This is a genomic window from Pantoea sp. A4, assembly GCF_000295955.2.
Taxonomy (GTDB): domain Bacteria; phylum Pseudomonadota; class Gammaproteobacteria; order Enterobacterales; family Enterobacteriaceae; genus Pantoea; species Pantoea multigeneris.
The window spans coordinates 22,166-43,262 of record NZ_ALXE01000020.1 but is presented as its reverse complement, the minus strand read 5'-3'; the positions used below and the strand labels follow the sequence as shown (position 1 = coordinate 43,262).

Below are 21,097 nucleotides of genomic sequence, written 5' to 3'. Positions count from 1 at the left end.
CTCCTTAACCGCAGTGACTTAAGACAGCGGATGCAGTTTGTAAGCGGGTGGCCTGTAGCGTGTTTTGCATCAGACAGGCAATGGTCATCGGCCCTACGCCACCGGGAACCGGCGTTAACGCTGCGGCAACCGTAGACACACTGGCGGCATCCACATCCCCGACCAGGCGGCTGCTGCCATTGGCCCGCGTAACGCGGTTGATGCCCACATCGATCACCACTGCACCAGGCTTGATCCAACTGGCATCAATCATTTCTGGCTGGCCCACAGCGGCAATCAGAATATCCGCCTGCGCCGCCAGTGCAGCCGCGTCCTGGCTACGTGAATGGAGCGTGGTCACGCTGCAATGTGCCTTAAGCAGCAGTGCCGCCATCGGTTTACCGACGATATTAGAGCGCCCCACCACCACGGCGTGTTTGCCGCTGAGGTCGCCGCAGTAATCCTGCAACAGCCGCAGGCAGCCGGCTGGAGTACAAGGCGTCAGCACCGCCTGACCATGCACCAGACCACCCACATTCTCCGGATGGAAACCATCAACATCCTTCAGCGGATCAATGGCACGTAAGATGACCTGCTCGTTGATATGACGCGGCAGGGGTAACTGCACCAGAATGCCGTTCACCAACGGGTCCAGATTGAGTTTATCCAGCGTCGCCAGCAGCTCACTTTCACTCAGGCTTGCGGGAAACCGGTATTCCAGCGAGCGAATTCCCACTTCTTCCGCCGTGCGGAGCTTATTGCGCACGTAAACCTGGCTGGCAGGATCGTCACCAACCAGTACCACGGCCAGGGTCGGATGATAGCCCTGATCAACGAAGGTTCGACACTCTGCCGCCACTTCGGCTAACAGCCGACGCGCCGCCGCTTTGCCATCGATGTTTTCGGCCCGCTGTGGGCTGGTCAGTGTCATATTCATGGGAAAATCACCGTTTTATCCGCATCAAGGAAGACCCGATGTTCGGTGTGATACTTCACCGCCTTAGCAAGGGCGATGGTTTCGGTGTTACGTCCGGCAATAATCAAATCAGCAGGTCGGTATGCGTGGCTAACGCGCTGTACTTCTTGTTCGATAATGGGGCCTTCATCCAGATCGGAAGTAACATAATGCGCCGTGGCGCCGATGAGTTTCACACCGCGCTCATGGGCCTGGTGATAAGGCATCGCACCTTTAAAACCGGGTAAAAATGAGTGATGGATATTGATCGCGCGACCAGAGAGTTGTTTACACAGTGAATCTGAGAGTATTTGCATATAGCGCGCCAACACCACTAATTCGGTTCGTGTCTCCTCGACCACTTTTAATAACGCCTGCTCCTGTTGCAATTTGTTCTCTTTGTTAACGGGCAGATATATAAAGCGGATCCCTTCGCGCTCTGCCATAGGGCGCAGATCAAGATGATTGGACACAATGGCGGTAATATCGATATTCAACTCACCTTTATTTCGTCGGTAAAGCAGATCCGTCAGGCAGTGGTCAAATTTACTCACCATGAGCAGAACACGCATCGGTTGACGGGTATCAAACACCTGCCACTCCATGTGTAACTTCTCCGCTATGGCGTGAAAATCACGCTTTACGGTCTCAATGTCGGCGATAACATTATCATTGAAGCGAAAACGCGAACGCAGAAAGAACAGCCCGGACTGCTCGTCGTCATACTGAGATAACTCACTGATATAGCAATTATTTTCACTTAAAAACGAGGTAACCGCAGCAATAATACCCGACGTAGCGGGGCAAGTTGCTGTGATAACGAAGTCACGCGCAGATGCATTCATGGGAACTCCACACAGATGAATTAAATTGTTTACAGATAAATTTAAAATGGCAAATCAGCCGGGATAAACCGTATTTCTCCGCCGCTAAAACAGATTTAATTCAAATATCAATTATTGTCCAGCGACATTTTAATTGATTGCATCAAAACATAGATTATTCACAGGTGAATATCTGAATTCATATATGAATAATTATAATGCTATTTTAATCAAGATTATTTACAGGTGAAATTTATGCTTACTGTACAGGCACCAAAATGGGGAGCCTGCACATTTTTCATGGCATTTAATCGTTTCTGTTACGAGTGAACTCCTCTGTATTAATAAATCACCAGCGCCTATCTCTCTGAAATTTAGTCATTTAAAAACTATTTTCAGCCGCGAAAACGGTTCTGGCACAACTCCTGCATTTTCCGCTCAGGAAAAAAATATTCCTCACAGGAATGTAGCGAATAGCCGCTGATTCCCTTCACATGCGCTCAATGAGGTCACTATGTCACCTGAACAAGCAGCACAGTTTTTGCGCGATAACAACGTCAGATATCTGCTGGCGCAGTTTGTCGATATCCACGGTGTAGCCAAAACCAAATCGGTCCCGGCACGTTGTCTGATGGATGTGGTAGAGAAAGGCGCGGGCTTCGCCGGTTTCGCCATCTCCGGTATGGGGATGCAACCGCACGGCTCAGACTACCTGGCGCGTGGCGACCTCTCAACGCTGTCGCTGGTGCCATGGCAACCGGGTTACGCGCGCATCGTCTGTACGGGCTACGTGGACAATGCGCCACACCCTTATGACAGTCGGGTGGTGCTACAACGCCAGGTTGAGCGCCTGAAAGCGCGCGGTTGGACGCTGAACAGCGGGCTGGAACCCGAATTTTCACTGCTGCGCCGTGGACCAGACGGCGAGCTGCTCACCGCCGATGAGAGTGATACCCTGGCAAAGCCCTGTTATGACTATAAAGGCTTATCACGGGTGCGCGGCTTCCTTGAGCAACTGACAGAATCGTTAGAGCAGGTCGGCTTTGATGTCTACCAAATCGACCATGAAGATGCGAACGGCCAGTATGAAATTAACTATACCTACAGCGATGCGATGACCTCCGCTGACCGTTTCACCTTTGTCCGCATGGCGGCGGGTGAAATTGCCCATGAAAATGGCCTGCTGTGTTCCTTTATGCCGAAACCCTTTGCCGACCGTCCCGGTAACGGCATGCATTTCCATCTCTCCATGGCGGACAGCCAGGGCCGTAATGTCTTTGGCGATGACAGCGATCCACAAGGGCTGGGCTTATCCAGCCTGGCGTATCACTTCCTCGCCGGTATTTTGCATCACGCTAAAGCGCTGTGTGCCTTTGCCGCACCGACCATCAACTCCTACAAGCGCTTGGTGAGCGGCGGTTCCGCCAGCGGTGCGACCTGGGCACCGGTGTTCATCACCTACGGGGCAAACAACCGCTCTGCGATGGTACGCATTCCTTATGGGCGTCTGGAGTTACGCCTGCCGGATACCGGCGCTAACCCCTATCTGGTCCATGCTGCACTGATTGCCGCCGGACTGGATGGCATCGATCGCCAATTGGCCGCAGGCAAAATGCAGAACCGCAATCTGTATGCCCTGTCAGCAGAACAGTGTCAGCAAGAAGGCATTGAGCTGCTGCCGCAAAACCTGAAAGAAGCGGTGGATGCCCTCGAAGCCAATACGCTGCTGCGTGAATGCCTGGGCGCTGAAATCACCGACGAATTTATTCGCGTTAAGCGTCAGGAGTGGTTTGAGTTCCATCGCCACGTCAGCGACTGGGAAGTTAATCGCTACATCGAATTTTTCTGATCCCCTACTCAAGGACATCACTATGTGTGGAATTGTCGGACTGTACTTTAAAAAACCCGAACTGGAACAGCAACTGGGGGCTTTATTCGAGCCCATGCTGGTTGCTATGACCGAACGCGGTTGTGACAGCGCAGGCTTTGCCGTTTACGGCGACGAATATGACAGCGGGATCAAACTGACGCTGCGCAGCGAAGTCACGGACTACCACTGGAATGCACTGGCCGAGCAGCTGGGCACGGCGTTTGGTGCCGTCGAAAACTGGTTCCAGAATGCCAGCGTGGCGGTGTTTAAACTTCCCACGGATGAAGCGCAGGCGCTGAAGTGGCTGTCTGAGCATGCCCCGGAAGTGGATGTGCTCAGCGCAGGCCACAGTATTGAAATTCTGAAAGGTGTGGGTCTGCCCGCTGAGGTCGCAGGACGTTTTGGCCTGCAACAGATGAAAGGCAGCCATGCCATTGGCCACACCCGTCTTGCGACGGAGAGTGCCGTGACGCTTCAGGGAAGCCACCCCTTTTCTACCGGCATGGATCTCTGCCTGGTACATAACGGTTCACTCTCAAACCACAACCGCCTGCGTGAGAAATTGAAACGCACGGGCATCAGTTTCAAAACGGAGAATGACTCTGAAGTGGCGGCAGGCTATCTCGCCTGGCGTCTGGAGCAAGGCGATTCATTGCAGACCGCGCTGGAAAATGCCCTGCGCGATCTGGATGGCTTCTTTACTTTCGCCATCGGCACACGTGACGGCTTCGCCGTCGTGCGCGATCCCATTGCGTGCAAGCCCGCCGTGATCGCAGAAACCGATGACTATGTCGCCATGGCTTCCGAGTACCGCGCCCTTGCCGGGTTGCCGGGCATCAAGGATGCCAAAGTGTGGGAACCAGAGCCTGCCCGTATCTACGTCTGGGAACGTGCCACCAGCCATTCAACAGGAGCAACAGCATGAAAACTTTCGACCTCACCAGTGGCGTGCGTGAACTGAACCAGGCGCTACATGATGCCGAACAAACCGCCAGTGAGAAAGAGTGGCGCGTGACCAACCCTGATGGCAAACACAATATCGCCTGTGGCGTAAACGATGCGGTAAACATCACCATTGAAGGCCACGCCGGTTACTACTGTGCCGGTATGAATCAACAGGCGCACATCACCATTCACGGCAATGCCGGTGTCGGGCTGGCAGAAAATATGATGTCTGGCAGCGTACGCGTGAAAGGGGATGCCTCGCAGTCTGCTGGCGCAACCGGCAATGGTGGCCTGTTAGTGATTGAGGGCAATGCCTCAGCGCGCTGTGGCATTTCGATGAAGGGCATCAACATTGTGGTGAAGGGCAATATTGGCGCGATGAGTGCCTTTATGGCGCAGGCAGGTTGTCTGGTGGTGTGTGGCGATGCCGGTGAAGCACTGGGTGACTCGCTGTATGAAGCGCACATTTATGTAAAAGGCAAAGTGGCGTCTCTTGGCGCTGACTGTGTAGAAAAGGCGATGCGTCCTGAGCATATCGAAGAGCTGGGACATTTATTACAGCAGGCAGGCATTGATGAGTCCCCTACTGCCTTTACCCGCTACGGTTCTGCGCGTCAGCTGTATAACTTCAAAGTCGATAACGCTTCGGCGTACTGAGTCTCCAGGGAGAAGAACATGAGCGATAACTACAAGCCAGGCCTGAAAGAGTCCGCCACTTACACCCGCAGCGTGATTGATGAAATTCAGCGCGCCGCCGAAACCGGGATTTATGACATTCGCGGTTGGGGCGCAAAACGCAAAGTCCCTCATTTTGACGATCTGCTGTTCCTGGGTGCCAGCATGTCACGCTACCCGCTTGAGGGTTACCGTGAGAAATGCAGCACCGAAGTGGTTTTAGGCACCCGCTTTGCCAAAAAACCGGTGGTGCTCAGCACGCCAGTGACCATTGCCGGGATGAGCTTTGGCGCGCTCTCCGCGCAGGCCAAAGAAGCATTGGGTCGTGGTGCTTCAGCGGTTGGCACATCCACCACCACCGGCGATGGGGGGATGACCCCAGAAGAGCGCGGCCAGTCAAGCAAGCTGGTGTACCAATATTTACCATCTCGCTACGGCATGAACCCGGATGACCTGCGTAAAGCCGATGCCATTGAAGTGGTACTGGGTCAGGGCGCTAAACCGGGCGGCGGCGGTATGCTGCTGGGGCAGAAAATTTCCGAGCGCGTGGCAAAAATGCGCTGCCTGCCACAAGGCATCGATCAGCGTAGCGCCTGCCGTCATCCAGACTGGACCGGCCCTGACGATCTGGCGATTAAAATTGCCGAGCTGCGTGAAATTACCGACTGGCAAGTGCCCATCTACGTCAAAGTCGGGGCAACGCGGACCTATTATGATGTGAAACTGGCGGTACAGGCTGGCGCGGATGTGGTGGTGGTAGATGGCATGCAGGGGGGAACGGCGGCGACACAGGATGTGTTCATTGAGCACGTAGGCATTCCAACCCTGGCCGCGATCCCACAGGCTGTAGAAGCTCTGCAAGAGCTGGGCGTCCACCGTGAAGTTCAGCTGATTGTCTCCGGCGGGATCCGCAACGGTGCCGATGTGGCAAAAGCGATTGCACTCGGGGCGGATGCCGTCGCCATCGGGACGGCGGCACTGATTGCCCTGGGCGACAACCACCCACGCTATCAGGAGGAGTATCAGAAACTCGGATCGGCGGCCGGTTTCTACGACGATTTCCAGGAAGGTAAAGATCCGGCGGGAATTACAACCCAAGATCCAGAGCTGAGCAAACGCCTTGATCCCGTTGCGGCGGGCAAACGTCTGGCGAACTATCTGCGCGTCTTAACCCTGGAAGCACAGACCCTGGCACGTGCCTGTGGGAAGTCCCATCTGCATAACCTTGAACCCGAAGATTTGGTGGCACTCAACGTGGAAGCGGCTGCAATGGCACGCGTACCGCTCGCGGGTACCAACTGGATCCCCGGCCAGAAATATTAATCCTGCCTGCTGTTAACACTGCGCCCCACTTCAGGTGGGGCGGACTTCTCTGGCCTGTCCGAGGTGCATCATGAGATTAAGAAAGGGCTCTACACTTATCACTCTTCCTGCCCTGCTGTTGATGGCTTTTCCCGCTTTCGCCGCCCCCACGTTGAGCAGTGGCGATACCGCATTTGTTTTTGTTACCGCCGTATTGGTGCTGATGATGACCTTACCAGGGTTAGCACTGTTCTATGGCGGTCTGGCGCAGAGTAAAAATGTGCTGTCGATACTGATGCAAGTCTTTGCCACCGTGGCACTGGTTGCCGTGCTGTTCACCCTGTTTGGCTACAGCTATGCCTTTACCGACGGTGGCACGGTCAACAGCTATCTTGGCGGAGCCAGCAAAACCCTGCTGCGCAATATCACAACCGATTCACTGGTAGGAACCGTGCCGGAGTACGTTTATATCTTCTTTATGCTGACGTTTGCCGCCATTACACCGGCGCTGATTGCCGGTTCATTTGCAGAGCGGGTGAAATTCTCTGCCGCCATGGTGTTTATCGCCCTGTGGTCGATCCTCAACTATGTGCCGCTGGCCCACATGGCATGGGGAGGCGGTTGGATGGCCGCGCTCAGCGTGCAGGATTTTGCCGGGGGGGATGTAGTCCATATTAACTCTGGCGTCGCGGCGCTGGTGGTGGCGATCGCCATTGGTCGCCGTCGTCAGTTTGGCACCGTCGCCTTGACGCCCCATAACATGACCATGACGCTCACCGGCGGCTGCCTGTTGATGATTGGCTGGCTCGGTTTCTGTGGCGGTTGTGCATTGCAGGCCAATGGTTACGCCATGCTGGTGATCTTTAACACCCTGTTGGGTGCCTGCGGCGGTGCCCTTGCCTGGATGCTGCTGGAGTGGAAGTTCCAACGCCATCCCAGTTTGTTGGGCATTGTGACCGGTTCCGTGGCAGGCATGGTGGGGATCACGCCCGCCTGCGGCTATGTCGGGCCGGTGGGAGCCCTCTGTGTCGGTGCCTTGACCGTCCCGTTCTGTATGGCCTGTGTCCGGTTAATCAAACAGCGTTTGCAACTGGATGACGCCTTTGATGTGTTCGCTATTCACGGCACGGGCGGCATCGTCGGCGGACTGCTGACGCCCCTCTTCGCCCTGCCACTGCTGGGCGGGCAAGGTTACATCGCCGGACGCGATCTGTTAGGCCAGTTAGGTGTTAATGCCAGCTCCATCGCCTTCAGTATTCTCTTTTCCGCGCTCACCAGTTGGGTAGCCATTAAGATCACCGCATTTGTCTGCCGTGGACTGCGCGTTGATCAGGAAGCCGAATTCGATGGTCTGGATCTGACAACGCACGGTGAAGTCGGTTATCGCCACTCGAATTAATCGCCTGCTTTTGCGTTATTCATTTCGCTAACTCTTTCATGTTACGAGTTTTTTCCTGAAAGGAATGGCAACACCCTGGTGAGCAGTATTGTCACCGGTGAGCGAAGGCGAAGCCTGTGAGTTAAAACGGTATCAGCACGGCATCGTGAAAACCCCAGCCCCAAATAAAAAAGCCAGTCAGCACCTGCTGACTGGCTTTTCATATTAACAGCTCTGTTTACTGCAGCGACGTTTCAGGGACTGCCGTCGCTTGCAACTTTTTTTCGTGACGACGCATCAGGGTGACTTTGCTTTGCAGGCGCTGCTGGAACTGATCCACCACCACTGCGGTAACAATCACCAGGCCTTTAATGACCATCTGCCAGAAGTCGCTGACGCCCATCATCACCATGCCATCGGCGAGGAACACGATAACAAACGCACCGATAATCGAACCGGAAACACGACCGCGACCACCTGCCAGGGCAGTACCGCCCAGTACGGTGGCTCCAATCGCATCCATCTCGAACATGTTACCGGTCATCGGGTGTGCGGTTTGCAACTGGGATGCGATGATCAAACCCACTAATGCCGCGCAGATGCCAGAGAAGGCGTAAACAAACACTTTCACTTTAATGATCGGCACACCTGCCAGGCGAGCAGCGGACTCATTGCCACCGACTGCATAGATATAACGTCCCAGCGGCGTTTTACGCGTCATGTACAGGCCTAACAGCAGGAAACCTACCATCAGCCAGATTGGGAGATAAACGCCCAGAATCGAACCGGTGCCGAGGAACGCAAAACCGGTGTTCCCTAACGCAGGCATGCCGACCAGGTTTGCGTAGGTGCTACCATCGTTGAACAGCAGTGCGGCACCGCGGGCGACATACATCATGCCCAGGGTACAAATAAACGGCGCAACGCCCAGTCGTGTGATCACCGCACCATTGACCAGTCCCAGCAGGCAACCAAACACCGTGACCACCACAATTACTTCCGGGACGTTAAGGAACAGAACATTGCCCCCCGTCAGCGGAATGCCGTTGGTCAGCAACGCACCGGCCACCATGCCACAAATACCGGCAACGGCACCCACGGAAAGATCAATACCGCCGGTCAGGATCACTAAGGTCATACCGATCGCCAGCAGGCCGGTAATGGCAACGTGCTGGGTCATAATCAGCAGGTTTGACGGCGTCATAAAGTTCGGCACCATCACGCTGAAGAAACCAATCACAATCAACAGCGCAATAAAAGTACGCGCCTTTAACAGATACATATAAATCAGATATTTTTGGCTCATTTTTCTCTCCAGCCGACATCAAGCTTGTGGTGTCGAAGCACTAATGATTTTTTCCCGGGTTGCGTCTGCACGCGCTAAATCTGCGGTGATACGGCCATCAGCCATCACCAAAACTCTGTCGGCCAGAGCCATCACTTCATCCAGCTCAGAGGAGGAGAACATCACCGCCAGCCCCTGCTTGGCCATCTGGCCGACCAGGTGATAAACATCGGTTTTGGCTCCCACATCGATACCGCGCGTCGGTTCATCCAGCAGCACCACTTCCGGGCCACTCATCAAGGCTTTACCCAACACCACTTTTTGTTGATTACCGCCACTCAGGGAGGTAATCGGCAGCTCGGCATCACTGACTTTGATCGCCAGCTTTTTCACCATATCGGTTACGCCTTCATCCTCTTTTGCCGGATTCAGCAGCGACAAACAGCGGCGGAAACCGCGCAGACTGAGGTCGGTCAGCGTCATGTTGGTTTTGATCGACATCATCTGCACCACGCCTTCGCCCTGACGATCTTCTGGCACCAGCGCGATGCCTTTTTTCAGGCGCGTGGAGAAATCCCGCTTACTCAGATCTTCTCCGTTCAGCACCACCGAGCCAGACTGACAGCCCATCAGTCCAATTAAGCCTTTAAACAGCTCAGTACGTCCGGCACCCAACAGGCCATAGATACCGATAACTTCGCCTTTGCGCAGGTTAAAGCTCACGTCGTTCAGCTTATAGCCGCCGTTTTGCGCCAGCGCCGTCAGCCCCTTCACTTCCAGTACCTGCTCCCCTTGCAGTGCAGGCTGGTAGTCAAAGTGTTTCTTTTTATCCCCCACCATCTGTTCGATGATCCACGGAACGCTGGCATCGCGCACCGGACGTTCGCCAATGAAACGGCCATCGCGGAAGATGGTGATGTGATCGCCAATCTCCATCAGCTCTTCTAAGCGATGCGAGATGTAAATAATGGTGACGCCACGGCGTTTAAGCTGTTCGATAACGTTGAACAGGACTTTCACCTCAGACTGGCTCAAGGCACTGGTCGGTTCGTCCATCAGCAGCACGCGGGTGTCTTTGGAGAGCGAGCGCGCAATTTCCACCATCTGCTGATGGCCGATACCCAGCTCATTCAGCGGCGCATAGGGATCAACGTCCAGATTGAGACGCTCCAGCAGCGACTTCGCCAGCTCATACTGATATTTCTCGTTGATCACCCCGCGCTGGAAGAACTCTTTACCGATAAAGATGTTGTCCATCACGTTCATGTTGGGAAACAGGTTCAGCTCTTGAAAGATAATGCTGATGCCATGCTTTTCCGCCTGCTGGGTAGAGCCCAGGGTAACGGGCTTGCCATCCAACAAAATTTCACCGGATGAAGGCGTTTCCACCCCTGCCAGCATCTTCATCATGGTGGACTTACCGGCACCGTTTTCGCCAATCAAAACGTTAACCTTGTTGCGATAAACGCGGTAATTGACGTTGTCCAGCGCCGTTACGCCTGGATAGATGCGTGACACGTTACGGGTTTCAATAATCACTTCTGAGTCGGCGTGTTGTTGCTCACTCATAACCTGTCCCCTTACTGACGCTTAATGCTGGCCGGTGTGACATCCGGGATACTTTGCGGAATGTCCCAACTGCTGAACACGCCGGTAATCGTGACGTTGTCACCCTGTTTCGGCTTGAAATCTTGCATCATGGTGGAAGCAAACTGGTTAATGGCTTTGCCGTAATCGCCGTACATCACCTGATCGTTAAAATCGTTGTAGCTTGCGCCTTTATAGGCATCACGTAACAGGGTTCCCCGGATGATTGGCCCCATTTGCACAGTAATATCTTGCCCACTCGCATCTTTAATGATTATTTTTCCACTCCGCGAGGTGGTGTCCACTTTGGTGATGGTGCCGCTTACCTGAACGCTAAATGCGCAAGGATTTTCATCCTGGCTACGGTAGCCATAGGTTTTACACGCCTCATCAAAATCTTTCGCTGACTGAACGGCTTTTAGCAACTCTGCTGCCGGTTTAGCATCATGGCCAATCTGCGGCACGATCTGGCTCTGCCAGGTCTGGCTGATATTCGCCATTTTAGGATTTGGCGGATTTTTCAGATCGGCTAACTCTTTCTGCGAAACAATGCGGCAACCGCTTAGCATGATGATAATCAGCGTCAGCCCGATTCTTGTCAGCATTACTCTCTCCTCTGCGCCCGCAAAGCGGGCGCGACAGCCTGGTGAATATTAAGATTTGAAATTAAAGTCCTGCACGCCTTTGGCATTTTCAGGAGAGATCAAGATGCCGCGGAACATCACACGCTGTTTCGCCGGTTTGGTGCCTTTCTGAATGAAGTTATCCAGGTCAGTCACACCCTGAGCGGCAATCGCCTGGGCTTGCAACATCACCGTCGCTTTCAGGTCGCCTTTGATTACGGCATCACGCTCGTCGTTGCTGCCGTCGATACCGACCACAATCACATCGGTGCGTCCCGCCGCTTTCAGCGCCGCAATGGCACCCAGTGCAACCGGCCCGTTACCACAGATCACACCTTTTACGTCTGGATGAGCCTGAAGGATGCTGTCCATGATGCGCTTGCCGTCAATCAAGGTGCCTTTGGCATCTTGTTTGGCGACGCTTTTCAGATCAGGGTACTGATCCAGCACCTGGTGGAAGGATTTCGAACGCGTAACGCAGTTGTTGTCTGCCAGGTTACAGGTCAGTTCTGCATAGCTGCCCTTTTCACCCATTTTCTCAACAAAGACGTTGGCTACATCGGAGCCCGCCTGGAAGTTGTTGTGGGTGATCTGCTCCAGTGCGACATCATCAACCGGGATCTCACGGTTGATCAGCACCACCGGAATACCGGCATCTTTGGCTTTTTTGATGGCTGCCACGCTGGCGGTGGAGTCGGCGTTATCGAGAATGATGCCCTGAACTTTCTTACCGATCGCTGCATCAATCAGCTCACTTTGCTTTTTCACATCTTCACCGTGAGAAAGCACTGACGTCTTGTAACCCAGCTCCTGGGCCTTTTGGTTTGCGCCTTTCGCTTCCGCAGCGTAGTAAGGATTATCCAGTGAGTTGACCATAATCATGATGGTGCCTTTCTCTGCCGCAGAGGCTGCACCAGAGAGTGCGAAGGCAGACGCCACGCTGAGCCACAGTAACTGTTTTTTCATAGGGATGTTCTCTCGATAATCGTTTTTATAGTGTCAATGTGTTGTGTCGCTCACCCCTGGGAGAAGCGTCTTGCACATCAGCGTTTGGGTACAGTTCTTATACGCAACGTCGAGGAAAAGTGGGCCACAATTGCGCCCTCCTGGTGCATCTTCAATGCTGCTTTGATTTTCGAATAAAAATATAAACGACTGGATTATTTTTATTTGTGTGCTCGATCATGTTTCGAACAAAAGCATGGTAACATCAAATTAACGATTAATTTCAATGCCTTGCTGCAAAAATAGTGCAATAAAAAACCATTACAGTAAAAAAATAGATCTAAAAATACAGTCACATAGCAACAACTCGCTTTCGAACGAAAGTGTTGTATATGCAGGTGAAAATCGCTGTAGACTGAGCCACAGTGGAAATGTGGCCATGCCTGCCAGGCTGGCATTCGATAACAAGGTGACTTTCGATTGAAAACAAAACATCACCAACTGGCGGACGTTCAGCTCCGCCGAGATAAAATTCTCGAGATGATCAGGGAGGACGGCACCGTCACGGTCAAATTTCTGACCGATGCTTTCGATGTTACCGATGCCACCATCCGTACCGACCTGCGCGTGCTCCAGCAACAGGGCATGGTGCAGCGCTACCACGGCGGCGCAACCCTGATGACGGCGAAACAGAACACCGTCGCAATGCTGCTGGAACGGCAGATCCATCTTGAACAGAAAGATGCGATTGGCCGCACCGCAGCGCAATATGTTGAAAATGGCGATACCGTCATTTTCGATTCCGGCACCACAACCACCGCCATCGCAGACCATCTCACGCACATCAAACGTCTGCATGTAATCACCACTGCCGTGAATATTGCGCTTAAGCTGGGTGGCGAACCGGAAATGCATATCCTGCTCACCGGTGGCACCTTTAAATCGCCTACTCTGTCGACGTCGGGGGAAAAAGCCGCCGGATTTTTCGAAAATGTCCTGGCCGAGAAGCTGTTTCTCGCCACCGCGTGTATTTCTCCCCGCGCCGGACTGAGTTTTCCCAGCGAAACCGATATCAAACTCAAGCTGGCAATGATCAACTCCGCCAGCAAGGTCTATGTCGTCGCCGATTCCAGCAAGATCGACAAAGTTTCCATGTTTGCCCTGCCCTGTGAATGGGACAAAATTGATGCCCTGATCACCGATGACGGTATAACCGCTGCTCAAATCGCCGCCTTTAAAACGTTGGGTGTCAAAGTGGTTATCGCACAATAAAACGTCTGGCTCAGTGCGGCGTATGGACAATGCTTAACTTTATCTGTTGCGCCGCCAGTAACTCACGATACTTGGGTGACAGTGCATTATCTGTGATCACTGCACCAGGCACGGTGGTTGGTGCCAGCGGGAAATCATGCACCTGGCTGAAACGTCGTGCCTCGCCAAGAAACCAGGTGGCAACCCCTTTAGCCAGCACCGCGTTTTTCACCGCACAGCGGGCGCTATCACTTTCGCTGAAGCCCCGTTTTTTGTCCCAGCCCTTAATGCCGATAAACGCTTTATTAAAGGTTAAATGGTTGATGCACAGGCAAGCCAGGTCACCCACCACATCATCCATCCCTTTTTGCAGTATGCCGCCCACCAGAATCACCCGGTGCGACGTCCCTTTGAGCCCAGTCACCAGATCCTGACTGGCCGTCACTATGGTCAACTGACGTTTTTCCGTCAGATGTTTGAGCAACAGGTAGTTAATACTGCAACCATCGAGATAAATGCTGTCGCCATCCTCGATAAAGCCTGCGGCGCTGGCCGCGATGCCTTCTTTAACGGAAAAGTTCTCGCGTACCCGCTGTTTAATGTGACTGCCTTCCAGCGCCAGTGCGGAACCATGCACCCGGCGCAGGTTGCCACGCTCACTCAGGTACTTCAGATCGTTGCGGATGGTGACATAAGAGACGCCGGTAAGATGTGATAGCTCACTGACACTCATTTTTCCGTGCTGATTCACCAACCGGATAATCTCGTGCTGTCGCATATTCATCGCCGGTTCTCCCACCAAACGTTAGCGCGCCAACAGCGCCTGGGCCTGTTTAACCACACCCGCGGCATCAATGCCGTGCCAGGCTCGCATCTCTTTGCGATCTGCGGCTATCGCGTAGTCGCCATCAGCAATGCCTAAGCGTTTCAGGCGTGCACCCGTGCCGCTTTCTGCCAGCACTTCCGCCACAATGCTTCCCACACCGCCGTTGATGTTGTGTTCTTCCACGGTGATCACCGCTTTAAAGCCACTCAGTGCTGCCGCAAGCGCATCACGATCCAGCGGGCGTACCGAAGGCAGGCTGATGACTTTGGCTGCAATGCCCAGGTCAGCGAGCTGAGCGGCGGCATCCACGGCTTCGTGTACCGTCGATCCCAGCGCTACCAGCGCAATCTCATCACCGCTACGCAATACGTCGATAGCACCCGGCTGGAATTGATAGCTTTCATCGTGCAGCTCTGGCAGCGCTTTACCGTCAAGACGGATATAAACCGGCCCGACATGCGCGAGGGCATAGTCAATGATTTGGCGGCACTCCAGCGGAGAAGACGGCGCAAAAATCTGGATATTACCGAAACCGCGCATTACCCCAATGTCGTCAATGGCATGGTGAGTACTGGCCAGCGGGCCATAGCTGGCACCGGCATTCAGACCAAACAGTTTGACGTTGGTGTTGTTGTAGCAGACGTCCACTTTGACCTGCTCATTCGCACGAGCAATCAGGAACGGTGCGGCATTACAGGTCACCGCGACTTTGCCCGCCAGCGCCAGGCCCGATGCCACACCGACCAGCGTCTGTTCAGCAATGCCGACGTTCACCAGACGGCCCGGGAATTTCTGCATGAAAGGCGCGATTTTGGCAGTTGAAGTGGAGTCTGCAACCACCGGCACCACATCCACGCCGCGATCGACTGCATCAATAAAGGCATTCACCATCACGGTGGCCAGATGTTCTGCGTTACTCACTTTTCATCTCCTCTTCAACCAGATCTTTCAGCTCACTCAACGCCAGCTCAATCTCATCACCTTTCGGCACGCGGTGGTGCCATTCCGGTTTACCGGCGATAAACGACACGCCCGCACCTTTGGTGGTGTGTGCAATCACTACATGCGGTTTACCGGTCTGCGGCAGGTTCTCTAACGTCTCGACTACCGAAGCCATGTCGTTGCCCTTGCACTCGCTGACTTCCATACCAAACGCACGCCATTTCTCATCCAGCGGATCGGTTGCCATGATGTCTTTGGTCGCGCCAGCCAGTTGCAGGCCATTTTTGTCGTTGATAACAATCAGGTTATCGAGCTTGTAGTGCGCCGCAGCCATCGCTGCTTCCCAGTTACTGCCTTCCGCCAGTTCACCGTCGCCGGTAATCAGGAAAATACGGCGCTTGCTGTTGTCGCGTTTTGCTGCCAGCGCCAGGCCAACGGCAACCGGGAAACCGTGGCCCAAAGCGCCAGTATTCAGTTCCACGCCTGGGGTTTTTTGGCGTACCGGGTGTCCGGGCAGATGCGAGTTACCGTGCTGATAGGTAGGCAACCAGTCGAGGGGAATAAAGCCTGCCTCTGCCAGTACGCAGTAGTAGCAACCTACCGCATGGCCTTTAGACTGGATGTAAATATCGCGCTCGCTGTCTTCCAGTCGATCGGGCGCACAGTTAAGAATGCGGAAATAGAGCGCGGTCAGCAGTTCAACCTGGGAAAGATCTGCACCAGTGTGACCACCAGCCGGGCTGTTGGCGTTCAGGGTCACTATATGGCGGCGCACTGCGCGTGCCTTCTTCTCCAGCTCCGCAACGGAAAGTGAGAACGGGTTCATCGTATGCCTCCGAATGATTATTCCGAGTTGAATATTTATTCCAGCTGGTTAAAAAAAGGTGCCCGGTAAAGCGGGTCGTCCAGGCACCTGTTCACTAACAACGGCTGGGCTACTATCACCCTGAATAAATATTCACGTGTGATTTTATATTCAAAATAGTACGCTCACCTCTCAGTGATTGTCCAGTACTGAAATTAGCCAACTACAGAAGTTAGAGTTGCATCACAGGAATGCGGGACAATTTTTCGCGTATGATAACGGGCAGCACATACTGAGCGCCCCGATAATGAGTTGAGGAACCGCATGGCAAAGCAGGATGAACAGCGTCTTCTGGTGAAGATTGCCACTCTTTACTATCTGGATGGGATTAAGCAGTCTGAAATTGCACAGATGCTGTCGTTGTCACAATCGTTTGTTTCACGGGCCATCACCCGCTGCCAGAAAGAGGGGTTGGTAAAGATCAGCGTGGTCCAGCCCTCAAACATTTTTCTCAACATCGAGAAAGGCATTGAGGCGCGTTATGGCATTCGCCAGGCGATTGTGGTGGATGTAGAGGATGGCGCAAGCGAGCAAAACATCAAACGCGCTATTGGATCTGCGGCAGCCCATTATCTGGAAACGCGCTTGCGTCCCAGCGATCTGATTGGCGTCTCCTCATGGAGTGAGACCATTCGCGCCATGGTTGATGAGGTGCATGCGCAAAACCTCAAAGCCCGTGGCGTGATCCAACTGTTGGGGGGCGTCGGGCCAAACGGCAACGTGCAGGCCACCATCCTGACACAGACGCTGGCGCAACAGCTCAACTGTCCTGCATCCCTGCTGCCAGCACAGAGCATTGAAGGATCGATGGAAGAGAAAGCGCGCCTCAGCGCCAGTAACGATGTCACCCTGGTGACTTCGCAGTTTGATCAGGTCGATATCGCGATTGTTGGCATCGGTATTCTTGAACCTTCTCAGTTACTGAAAACCTCCGGCAACTATTATCAGTCTGACAAGCTGGAAGTGTTGGCTGAACGGGGCGCGGTCGGTGATATCTGCCTGCATTACTACGATCAATCTGGCCGCCCGGTGTTACAGCCTGAGGAAGATCCGGTGATCGGAATGGAGTTAGATCAAGTAAAACAGTGCGCCACCGTGGTGGCCCTCGCGGGGGGAGAACACAAAGTGGCTGCGATCAAAGGCGCACTCCAGGGTGGCTATATCGATGTATTGATCACCGACTACCCGACTTCCCGCTTACTGCTGGAAGCCTGATTAGCGCTTTCGCCCACCCAGTTGTGGCGAACAACGTTATTTTATCATTGCTTATCAATTACCTGCCTTTCATAACGGCTCTGTTTTCTGCGAGCCGTTCTCTCTCTGTCCGATAACAAACTGTGATAACCAACACATTTGGCACTTTTGCCAGTGGCTGTAGTGACGGGTTATGGGTATCGTATTTAAATAAATAATCAATACTGAATATATATTCAAAAGGCAAAACAGAATCAGCTATCGCGCTCACGGTGTCATTGTCACAGACAAGATACGCTGAGCCTCGGGCCGTATTCACCTTGCCTGCACTTCGCCGTAGTCACCGGGAGAACAGCATGTCGGCAGAGAAAAATATCATCATTGCGCTGGATGAAGGCACCACTAACGCCAAAGCGATTGCGCTTGATGCTGCGGGAAATGTGGTGGCGAAATTCTCCCAGCCGTTGTCTATTCAGACACCGCGTGAAGGCTGGGTTGAGCAGTCCGGCAGCCTGCTGATTAATGCCTCTGTTCAGGTTTTAGCCCAGGCCATTGAGGCGGTAGGCGCTGAACGTGTGGCGGCGTTGGCCATCAGTAATCAACGTGAGACGGCCATTGGCTGGTATCGCAGCAGCGGCCAACCGCTGGGCGCGGCCATCAGCTGGCAGTGCTCCCGTACCGCTGAGTTTTGCGATCAGTTACGTCGCGACCAGCAAGAAGCCAAAATCAAAGCCGTTACCGGGCTACCGATTGCGCCGTTGTTCTCTGGCGCCAAAATGCGCTGGTTGTTGGAGTCGGTGCCGAATGGCTTTGAACTAGCCGCACAAGGTGAAATTTGCCTTGGCACCATTGATAGCTGGCTACTGTGGAACCTGACTGGCGGCGCTGCATTCTGCTGCGACTACTCCAACGCATCCCGCACTCAGCTGTTTAATTTGCACAGCGGCGAGTGGGATAACACCATGCTGGACATTTTCCAGATCCCACGGGCCGCACTGCCTGAAGTTCGCCCTTCCTGCGGGCTGTTCGGGGTGACGCAAGGCCTGGCGCAAATTCCTGACGGTATTCCCGTCATGGCGATGATTGGCGATTCCCATGCCGCCCTGTTTGGGCATGCGCTGGGTGAAGCCGGATGCGTCAAAGCAACCTATGGCACGGGCTCATCCGTGATGGCCCCGGTGGCTTCAGCGCAGGCCGATATTCATGCCCTTGCCACTACCATCGCCTGGCATGACGGTGAGCAGATCATCTATGGCCTGGAAGGCAACATCTCACATACCGGTGATGCCGTTGCCTGGATGGCCGACAGCACCGGCTTAAGCGAATTACCCGAAGCGGAGTTGAATCAGGCATTAAGCGACTTACCCGCTTCGGTTGAATCGACGCTGGGCGTCTATTTCGTCCCGGCGTTGACCGGATTAGGGGCACCGCGTTGGGATGACAGCGCCCGTGGCGTGATTTGTGGCCTCAGCCGTGGCGTGAAACGCGCCCATTTAATGCGTGCTGCCCTGGAATCCATCACCTATCAGATTGCCGATGTGATTGCCGCGATGCGCCAGCATAAAGATTTCAGCCTTAATGCGCTGATGGTCGATGGCGGCCCGACGCGCAACGACTGGCTCATGCAGTATCAGGCGGACCTGCTGGGTTGCCCGGTAATGCGCAGCGATCTGGCGGAACTCTCCGCGGTGGGCGCGGCGTTATTAGCCCGCAAAGCCCATGACCATCTCTCAACCGACGCACTGAAACAGCTTCTTTACGTGCACGCCAGCTTCCAGCCGGATATGGCTCGCCATGCGCGCCTGCAAAAACGCTGGCGTGAATGGCAGCGCGCCGTTGAACGTACCGTACACAAATTCTGAACTCACGACATTTAAAGGCAGAGCTATGAGTCATTCATTTGCAAATCAGACAGTGGTCATTACCGGCGCAGCGCGTGGCATCGGTGAAGGAATTGCACAGCGTTTTGCTGCTGCGGGCGCGAATCTGGTGATTTCTGACTATTCGGCGGAGATCAACCACACCGCTGAACGCCTGAGGCAGCAATATCAGACCCAGGTGGTACCGTTTCAGGCCGATGTGACCAATGAAGACCAGGTGATTGCACTGTATAAGCTGGCGCATGACAGCTTTGGTTCGGTGGATGTGTCGATTCAAAACGCGGGGATCATCACCATCGATCACTTCGACAAAATGACGCGCAAAGAATTTGATGATGTATTGCAGGTGAACACCACTGGCGTGTGGTTGTGCTGCCGTGAAGCGGCGAAATACATGGTGAAACAGCAGTCAGGCCGCCTGATAAACACCTCTTCAGGACAGGGCCGCGTCGGCTTTATTTACACCCCGCACTACGCCGCCAGCAAAATGGGGGTGATTGGCATCACGCAAAGCCTGGCGCTGGAGCTGGCAAAACACAGCATCACCGTGAATGCCTTCTGTCCTGGCATTATTGAAACCGAGATGTGGGATTACAACGACCGCGTCTGGGGTGAGATTCTCAGTACGCCAGAGAAAACCTACCAGAAAGGTGAGCTGATTGAAGAGTGGGTGCAGAACATCCCGCTGAAACGTGCCGGTAAGCCAAAAGATGTCGCCGGGTTAGTGCTGTTCCTCGCCTCCGACGATGCTGCCTATATCACCGGGCAAACCATCAATGTGGATGGCGGCTTAATCATGTCATAAGCCGCGCGTCGCGCTTATTGTCTTTCCTGATGGCACGGGCGGTGATAACGCCCGCCCGCGCCCCAAGATTCTACTTTTTATCGAGGTTTCACATGGTCAACAAAGAGTTCGCCCAACAGCTGTTTAGTCTGCAAGGCCGCGTCGCTTTCGTCACCGGCGCCGGTAGCGGCATCGGCCAGACTATCGCCTGTGCGTTTGCTAGCGCTGGTGCCAAAGTCGCCTGTTTTGATCTGCGTGAGGACGGTGGACTGAGTGAAACCGTGACACATATTCAATCGCTGGGCGGTGAAGCCTTTGCCGTGGCCGGTGATGTGCGTCAGCTCGACGATCTGCGCCGTGCCATCGCGGAAGTCAAAACCCGCTTTGGTCGTCTGGACGTAGCACTCAACGCAGCGGGCATCGCTAACGCGAATCCGGCGCTGGAGATGGAGTCAGAGCAGTGGCAGCGTGTGATTGATATCAACCTCACTGGCGTATGGAACTCCTGTAAGGCGGAAGCCGAACTGATGCTGGAGAGCGGCGGCGGTTCGATCATCAACATCGCTTCCATGTCTGGTGTCATTGTGAACCGTGGTCTTGAGCAGGCCCACTATAACTGCTCTAAAGCGGGTGTGATCCATCTGTCAAAAAGCCTGGCAATGGAATGGACCGACAAAAACATTCGCGTCAACAGCATTAGCCCAGGCTATACCGCGACCCCGATGAATACCCGCCCGGAAATGGTCCATCAGACCAAGGAGTTCGAAAGCCAGACCCCAATGCAGCGCATGGCTAAAGTACAGGAGATGGCCGGCCCAGCGATCTTCCTCGCCAGCGATGCCGCATCCTACTGCACCGGTGTCGACCTGCTGGTGGACGGCGGTTTCGTCTGCTGGTAAGCCCTTCCCCACCCTGCGGGGTGGGAATTTCCCCTCTGTTTTCAGCCCCTTCAGCTGTAGAATCTGACCAGATGCTTCACAAGGACGA

Annotated in this window: 19 protein-coding genes; 10 read left to right on the top strand and 9 right to left on the bottom strand. The window is 54.1% G+C overall.

Annotated features, from left to right (window positions below):
- Positions 1 to 4 precede the first annotated feature (4 nt).
- Positions 5 to 916 carry a bifunctional methylenetetrahydrofolate dehydrogenase/methenyltetrahydrofolate cyclohydrolase FolD gene (folD, locus tag B880_RS0106945; protein ID WP_017346665.1) on the bottom strand — a complete coding sequence of 304 codons (912 nt, stop codon included), beginning with the start codon at positions 914 to 916 and terminating at the stop codon, positions 5 to 7.
- Positions 913 to 1,779 carry a formyltetrahydrofolate deformylase gene (gene purU, locus B880_RS0106940; protein ID WP_017346664.1) on the bottom strand — a complete coding sequence of 289 codons (867 nt, stop codon included), beginning with the start codon at positions 1,777 to 1,779 and terminating at the stop codon, positions 913 to 915. Before purU ends, folD begins: the two co-directional genes overlap by 4 nt.
- Positions 1,780 to 2,272: 493 nt before the next feature.
- On the opposite strand from purU, the gene glnT reads away from it, so the two are divergent.
- From glnT to B880_RS0106915, 5 genes are all read left to right on the top strand, one after another.
- A complete protein-coding gene (gene glnT / locus B880_RS0106935) occupies positions 2,273 to 3,607 on the top strand; it encodes a type III glutamate--ammonia ligase (RefSeq protein WP_017346663.1) in 1,335 nt (444 codons plus the stop codon).
- A gap of 22 nt (positions 3,608 to 3,629) precedes the next feature.
- Positions 3,630 to 4,553, top strand: a complete 924-nt coding sequence (locus B880_RS0106930) for a class II glutamine amidotransferase (protein ID WP_017346662.1) — start codon at positions 3,630 to 3,632, stop codon at positions 4,551 to 4,553.
- Positions 4,550 to 5,230, top strand: a complete 681-nt coding sequence (locus B880_RS0106925; RefSeq protein WP_017346661.1) for a protein glxC — start codon at positions 4,550 to 4,552, stop codon at positions 5,228 to 5,230. The genes B880_RS0106930 and B880_RS0106925 overlap by 4 nt, the downstream gene beginning before the upstream one ends.
- 18 nt (positions 5,231 to 5,248) lie before the next feature.
- A complete protein-coding gene (locus tag B880_RS0106920) occupies positions 5,249 to 6,571 on the top strand; it encodes an FMN-binding glutamate synthase family protein (RefSeq protein ID WP_017346660.1) in 1,323 nt (440 codons plus the stop codon).
- Positions 6,572 to 6,641: 70 nt separating this feature from the next.
- On the top strand, positions 6,642 to 7,949 hold the full coding sequence (locus B880_RS0106915) for an ammonium transporter (RefSeq protein ID WP_036645544.1): 1,308 nt from the start codon (positions 6,642 to 6,644) through the stop codon (positions 7,947 to 7,949).
- 217 nt (positions 7,950 to 8,166) lie between these two features.
- Here B880_RS0106915 and B880_RS0106905 read toward each other — a convergent pair whose 3' ends face one another.
- From B880_RS0106905 to B880_RS0106890, 4 genes are read right to left on the bottom strand one after another with little or no spacing between them, the layout of a single operon-like run.
- On the bottom strand, positions 8,167 to 9,234 hold the full coding sequence (locus tag B880_RS0106905) for an ABC transporter permease (protein ID WP_017346657.1): 1,068 nt from the start codon (positions 9,232 to 9,234) through the stop codon (positions 8,167 to 8,169).
- 18 nt (positions 9,235 to 9,252) lie between these two features.
- A complete protein-coding gene (locus tag B880_RS0106900; RefSeq protein ID WP_017346656.1) occupies positions 9,253 to 10,782 on the bottom strand; it encodes a sugar ABC transporter ATP-binding protein in 1,530 nt (509 codons plus the stop codon).
- An 11-nt stretch (positions 10,783 to 10,793) separates the two neighbouring features.
- Positions 10,794 to 11,405, bottom strand: coding sequence for a DUF2291 family protein (locus tag B880_RS0106895; protein ID WP_017346655.1), 612 nt, complete (start codon positions 11,403 to 11,405; stop codon positions 10,794 to 10,796).
- Between the two features lie 48 nt (positions 11,406 to 11,453).
- Positions 11,454 to 12,389 carry a D-ribose ABC transporter substrate-binding protein gene (locus tag B880_RS0106890; RefSeq protein WP_017346654.1) on the bottom strand — a complete coding sequence of 312 codons (936 nt, stop codon included), beginning with the start codon at positions 12,387 to 12,389 and terminating at the stop codon, positions 11,454 to 11,456.
- Positions 12,390 to 12,848: 459 nt separating this feature from the next.
- On the opposite strand from B880_RS0106890, the gene B880_RS0106885 reads away from it, so the two are divergent.
- Positions 12,849 to 13,640 carry a DeoR/GlpR family DNA-binding transcription regulator gene (locus B880_RS0106885; RefSeq protein ID WP_017346653.1) on the top strand — a complete coding sequence of 264 codons (792 nt, stop codon included), beginning with the start codon at positions 12,849 to 12,851 and terminating at the stop codon, positions 13,638 to 13,640.
- 10 nt (positions 13,641 to 13,650) lie between these two features.
- Here the strand turns inward: B880_RS0106885 and B880_RS0106880 are convergent, their stop codons facing one another.
- The 3 genes from B880_RS0106880 to B880_RS0106870 are packed head-to-tail and all read right to left on the bottom strand — an operon-like array spanning position 13,651 to position 16,213.
- Positions 13,651 to 14,397, bottom strand: a complete 747-nt coding sequence (locus B880_RS0106880) for a DeoR/GlpR family DNA-binding transcription regulator (protein WP_017346652.1) — start codon at positions 14,395 to 14,397, stop codon at positions 13,651 to 13,653.
- 27 nt (positions 14,398 to 14,424) lie between these two features.
- Positions 14,425 to 15,366: a transketolase family protein gene (locus B880_RS0106875; protein WP_017346651.1), complete on the bottom strand. Its 942-nt coding sequence runs from the start codon at positions 15,364 to 15,366 to the stop codon at positions 14,425 to 14,427.
- Positions 15,359 to 16,213, bottom strand: a complete 855-nt coding sequence (locus B880_RS0106870; RefSeq protein WP_017346650.1) for a transketolase — start codon at positions 16,211 to 16,213, stop codon at positions 15,359 to 15,361. Before B880_RS0106870 ends, B880_RS0106875 begins: the two co-directional genes overlap by 8 nt.
- A gap of 303 nt (positions 16,214 to 16,516) precedes the next feature.
- Between B880_RS0106870 and B880_RS0106865 the strand changes: the two genes are divergently transcribed.
- The 4 genes from B880_RS0106865 to B880_RS0106850 all read left to right on the top strand — a co-directional run bounded on the left by B880_RS0106865 (position 16,517) and on the right by B880_RS0106850 (position 21,009).
- Positions 16,517 to 17,467 (top strand): sugar-binding transcriptional regulator, encoded by a 951-nt coding sequence (locus tag B880_RS0106865; protein WP_017346649.1) that lies wholly within the window; start codon positions 16,517 to 16,519, stop codon positions 17,465 to 17,467.
- Positions 17,468 to 17,802: 335 nt separating this feature from the next.
- Positions 17,803 to 19,308, top strand: coding sequence for an FGGY family carbohydrate kinase (locus B880_RS0106860; RefSeq protein ID WP_017346648.1), 1,506 nt, complete (start codon positions 17,803 to 17,805; stop codon positions 19,306 to 19,308).
- A gap of 25 nt (positions 19,309 to 19,333) precedes the next feature.
- Entirely contained in the window at positions 19,334 to 20,131 is a 798-nt protein-coding gene (locus B880_RS0106855) for an SDR family oxidoreductase (RefSeq protein ID WP_017346647.1), read from the top strand.
- Between the two features lie 92 nt (positions 20,132 to 20,223).
- Entirely contained in the window at positions 20,224 to 21,009 is a 786-nt protein-coding gene (locus tag B880_RS0106850) for an SDR family oxidoreductase (protein WP_017346646.1), read from the top strand.
- Positions 21,010 to 21,097: the final 88 nt, after the last annotated feature.

Excerpts from the sequence above, each read along its gene's own strand:
- folD (WP_017346665.1), bottom strand. The coding sequence starts at position 916 with ATGAATATGACACTGACCAGCCCACAGCGGGCCGAAAACATCGATGGC.
- purU (WP_017346664.1), bottom strand. The coding sequence starts at position 1,779 with ATGAATGCATCTGCGCGTGACTTCGTTATCACAGCAACTTGCCCCGCT.
- glnT (WP_017346663.1), top strand. The coding sequence starts at position 2,273 with ATGTCACCTGAACAAGCAGCACAGTTTTTGCGCGATAACAACGTCAGA.
- B880_RS0106930 (WP_017346662.1), top strand. The coding sequence starts at position 3,630 with ATGTGTGGAATTGTCGGACTGTACTTTAAAAAACCCGAACTGGAACAG.
- B880_RS0106925 (WP_017346661.1), top strand. The coding sequence starts at position 4,550 with ATGAAAACTTTCGACCTCACCAGTGGCGTGCGTGAACTGAACCAGGCG.
- B880_RS0106920 (WP_017346660.1), top strand. The coding sequence starts at position 5,249 with ATGAGCGATAACTACAAGCCAGGCCTGAAAGAGTCCGCCACTTACACC.
- B880_RS0106915 (WP_036645544.1), top strand. The coding sequence starts at position 6,642 with ATGAGATTAAGAAAGGGCTCTACACTTATCACTCTTCCTGCCCTGCTG.
- B880_RS0106905 (WP_017346657.1), bottom strand. The coding sequence starts at position 9,234 with ATGAGCCAAAAATATCTGATTTATATGTATCTGTTAAAGGCGCGTACT.
- B880_RS0106900 (WP_017346656.1), bottom strand. The coding sequence starts at position 10,782 with ATGAGTGAGCAACAACACGCCGACTCAGAAGTGATTATTGAAACCCGT.
- B880_RS0106895 (WP_017346655.1), bottom strand. The coding sequence starts at position 11,405 with ATGCTGACAAGAATCGGGCTGACGCTGATTATCATCATGCTAAGCGGT.
- B880_RS0106890 (WP_017346654.1), bottom strand. The coding sequence starts at position 12,389 with ATGAAAAAACAGTTACTGTGGCTCAGCGTGGCGTCTGCCTTCGCACTC.
- B880_RS0106880 (WP_017346652.1), bottom strand. The coding sequence starts at position 14,397 with ATGCGACAGCACGAGATTATCCGGTTGGTGAATCAGCACGGAAAAATG.
- B880_RS0106870 (WP_017346650.1), bottom strand. The coding sequence starts at position 16,213 with ATGAACCCGTTCTCACTTTCCGTTGCGGAGCTGGAGAAGAAGGCACGC.
- B880_RS0106865 (WP_017346649.1), top strand. The coding sequence starts at position 16,517 with ATGGCAAAGCAGGATGAACAGCGTCTTCTGGTGAAGATTGCCACTCTT.
- B880_RS0106860 (WP_017346648.1), top strand. The coding sequence starts at position 17,803 with ATGTCGGCAGAGAAAAATATCATCATTGCGCTGGATGAAGGCACCACT.
- B880_RS0106855 (WP_017346647.1), top strand. The coding sequence starts at position 19,334 with ATGAGTCATTCATTTGCAAATCAGACAGTGGTCATTACCGGCGCAGCG.
- B880_RS0106850 (WP_017346646.1), top strand. The coding sequence starts at position 20,224 with ATGGTCAACAAAGAGTTCGCCCAACAGCTGTTTAGTCTGCAAGGCCGC.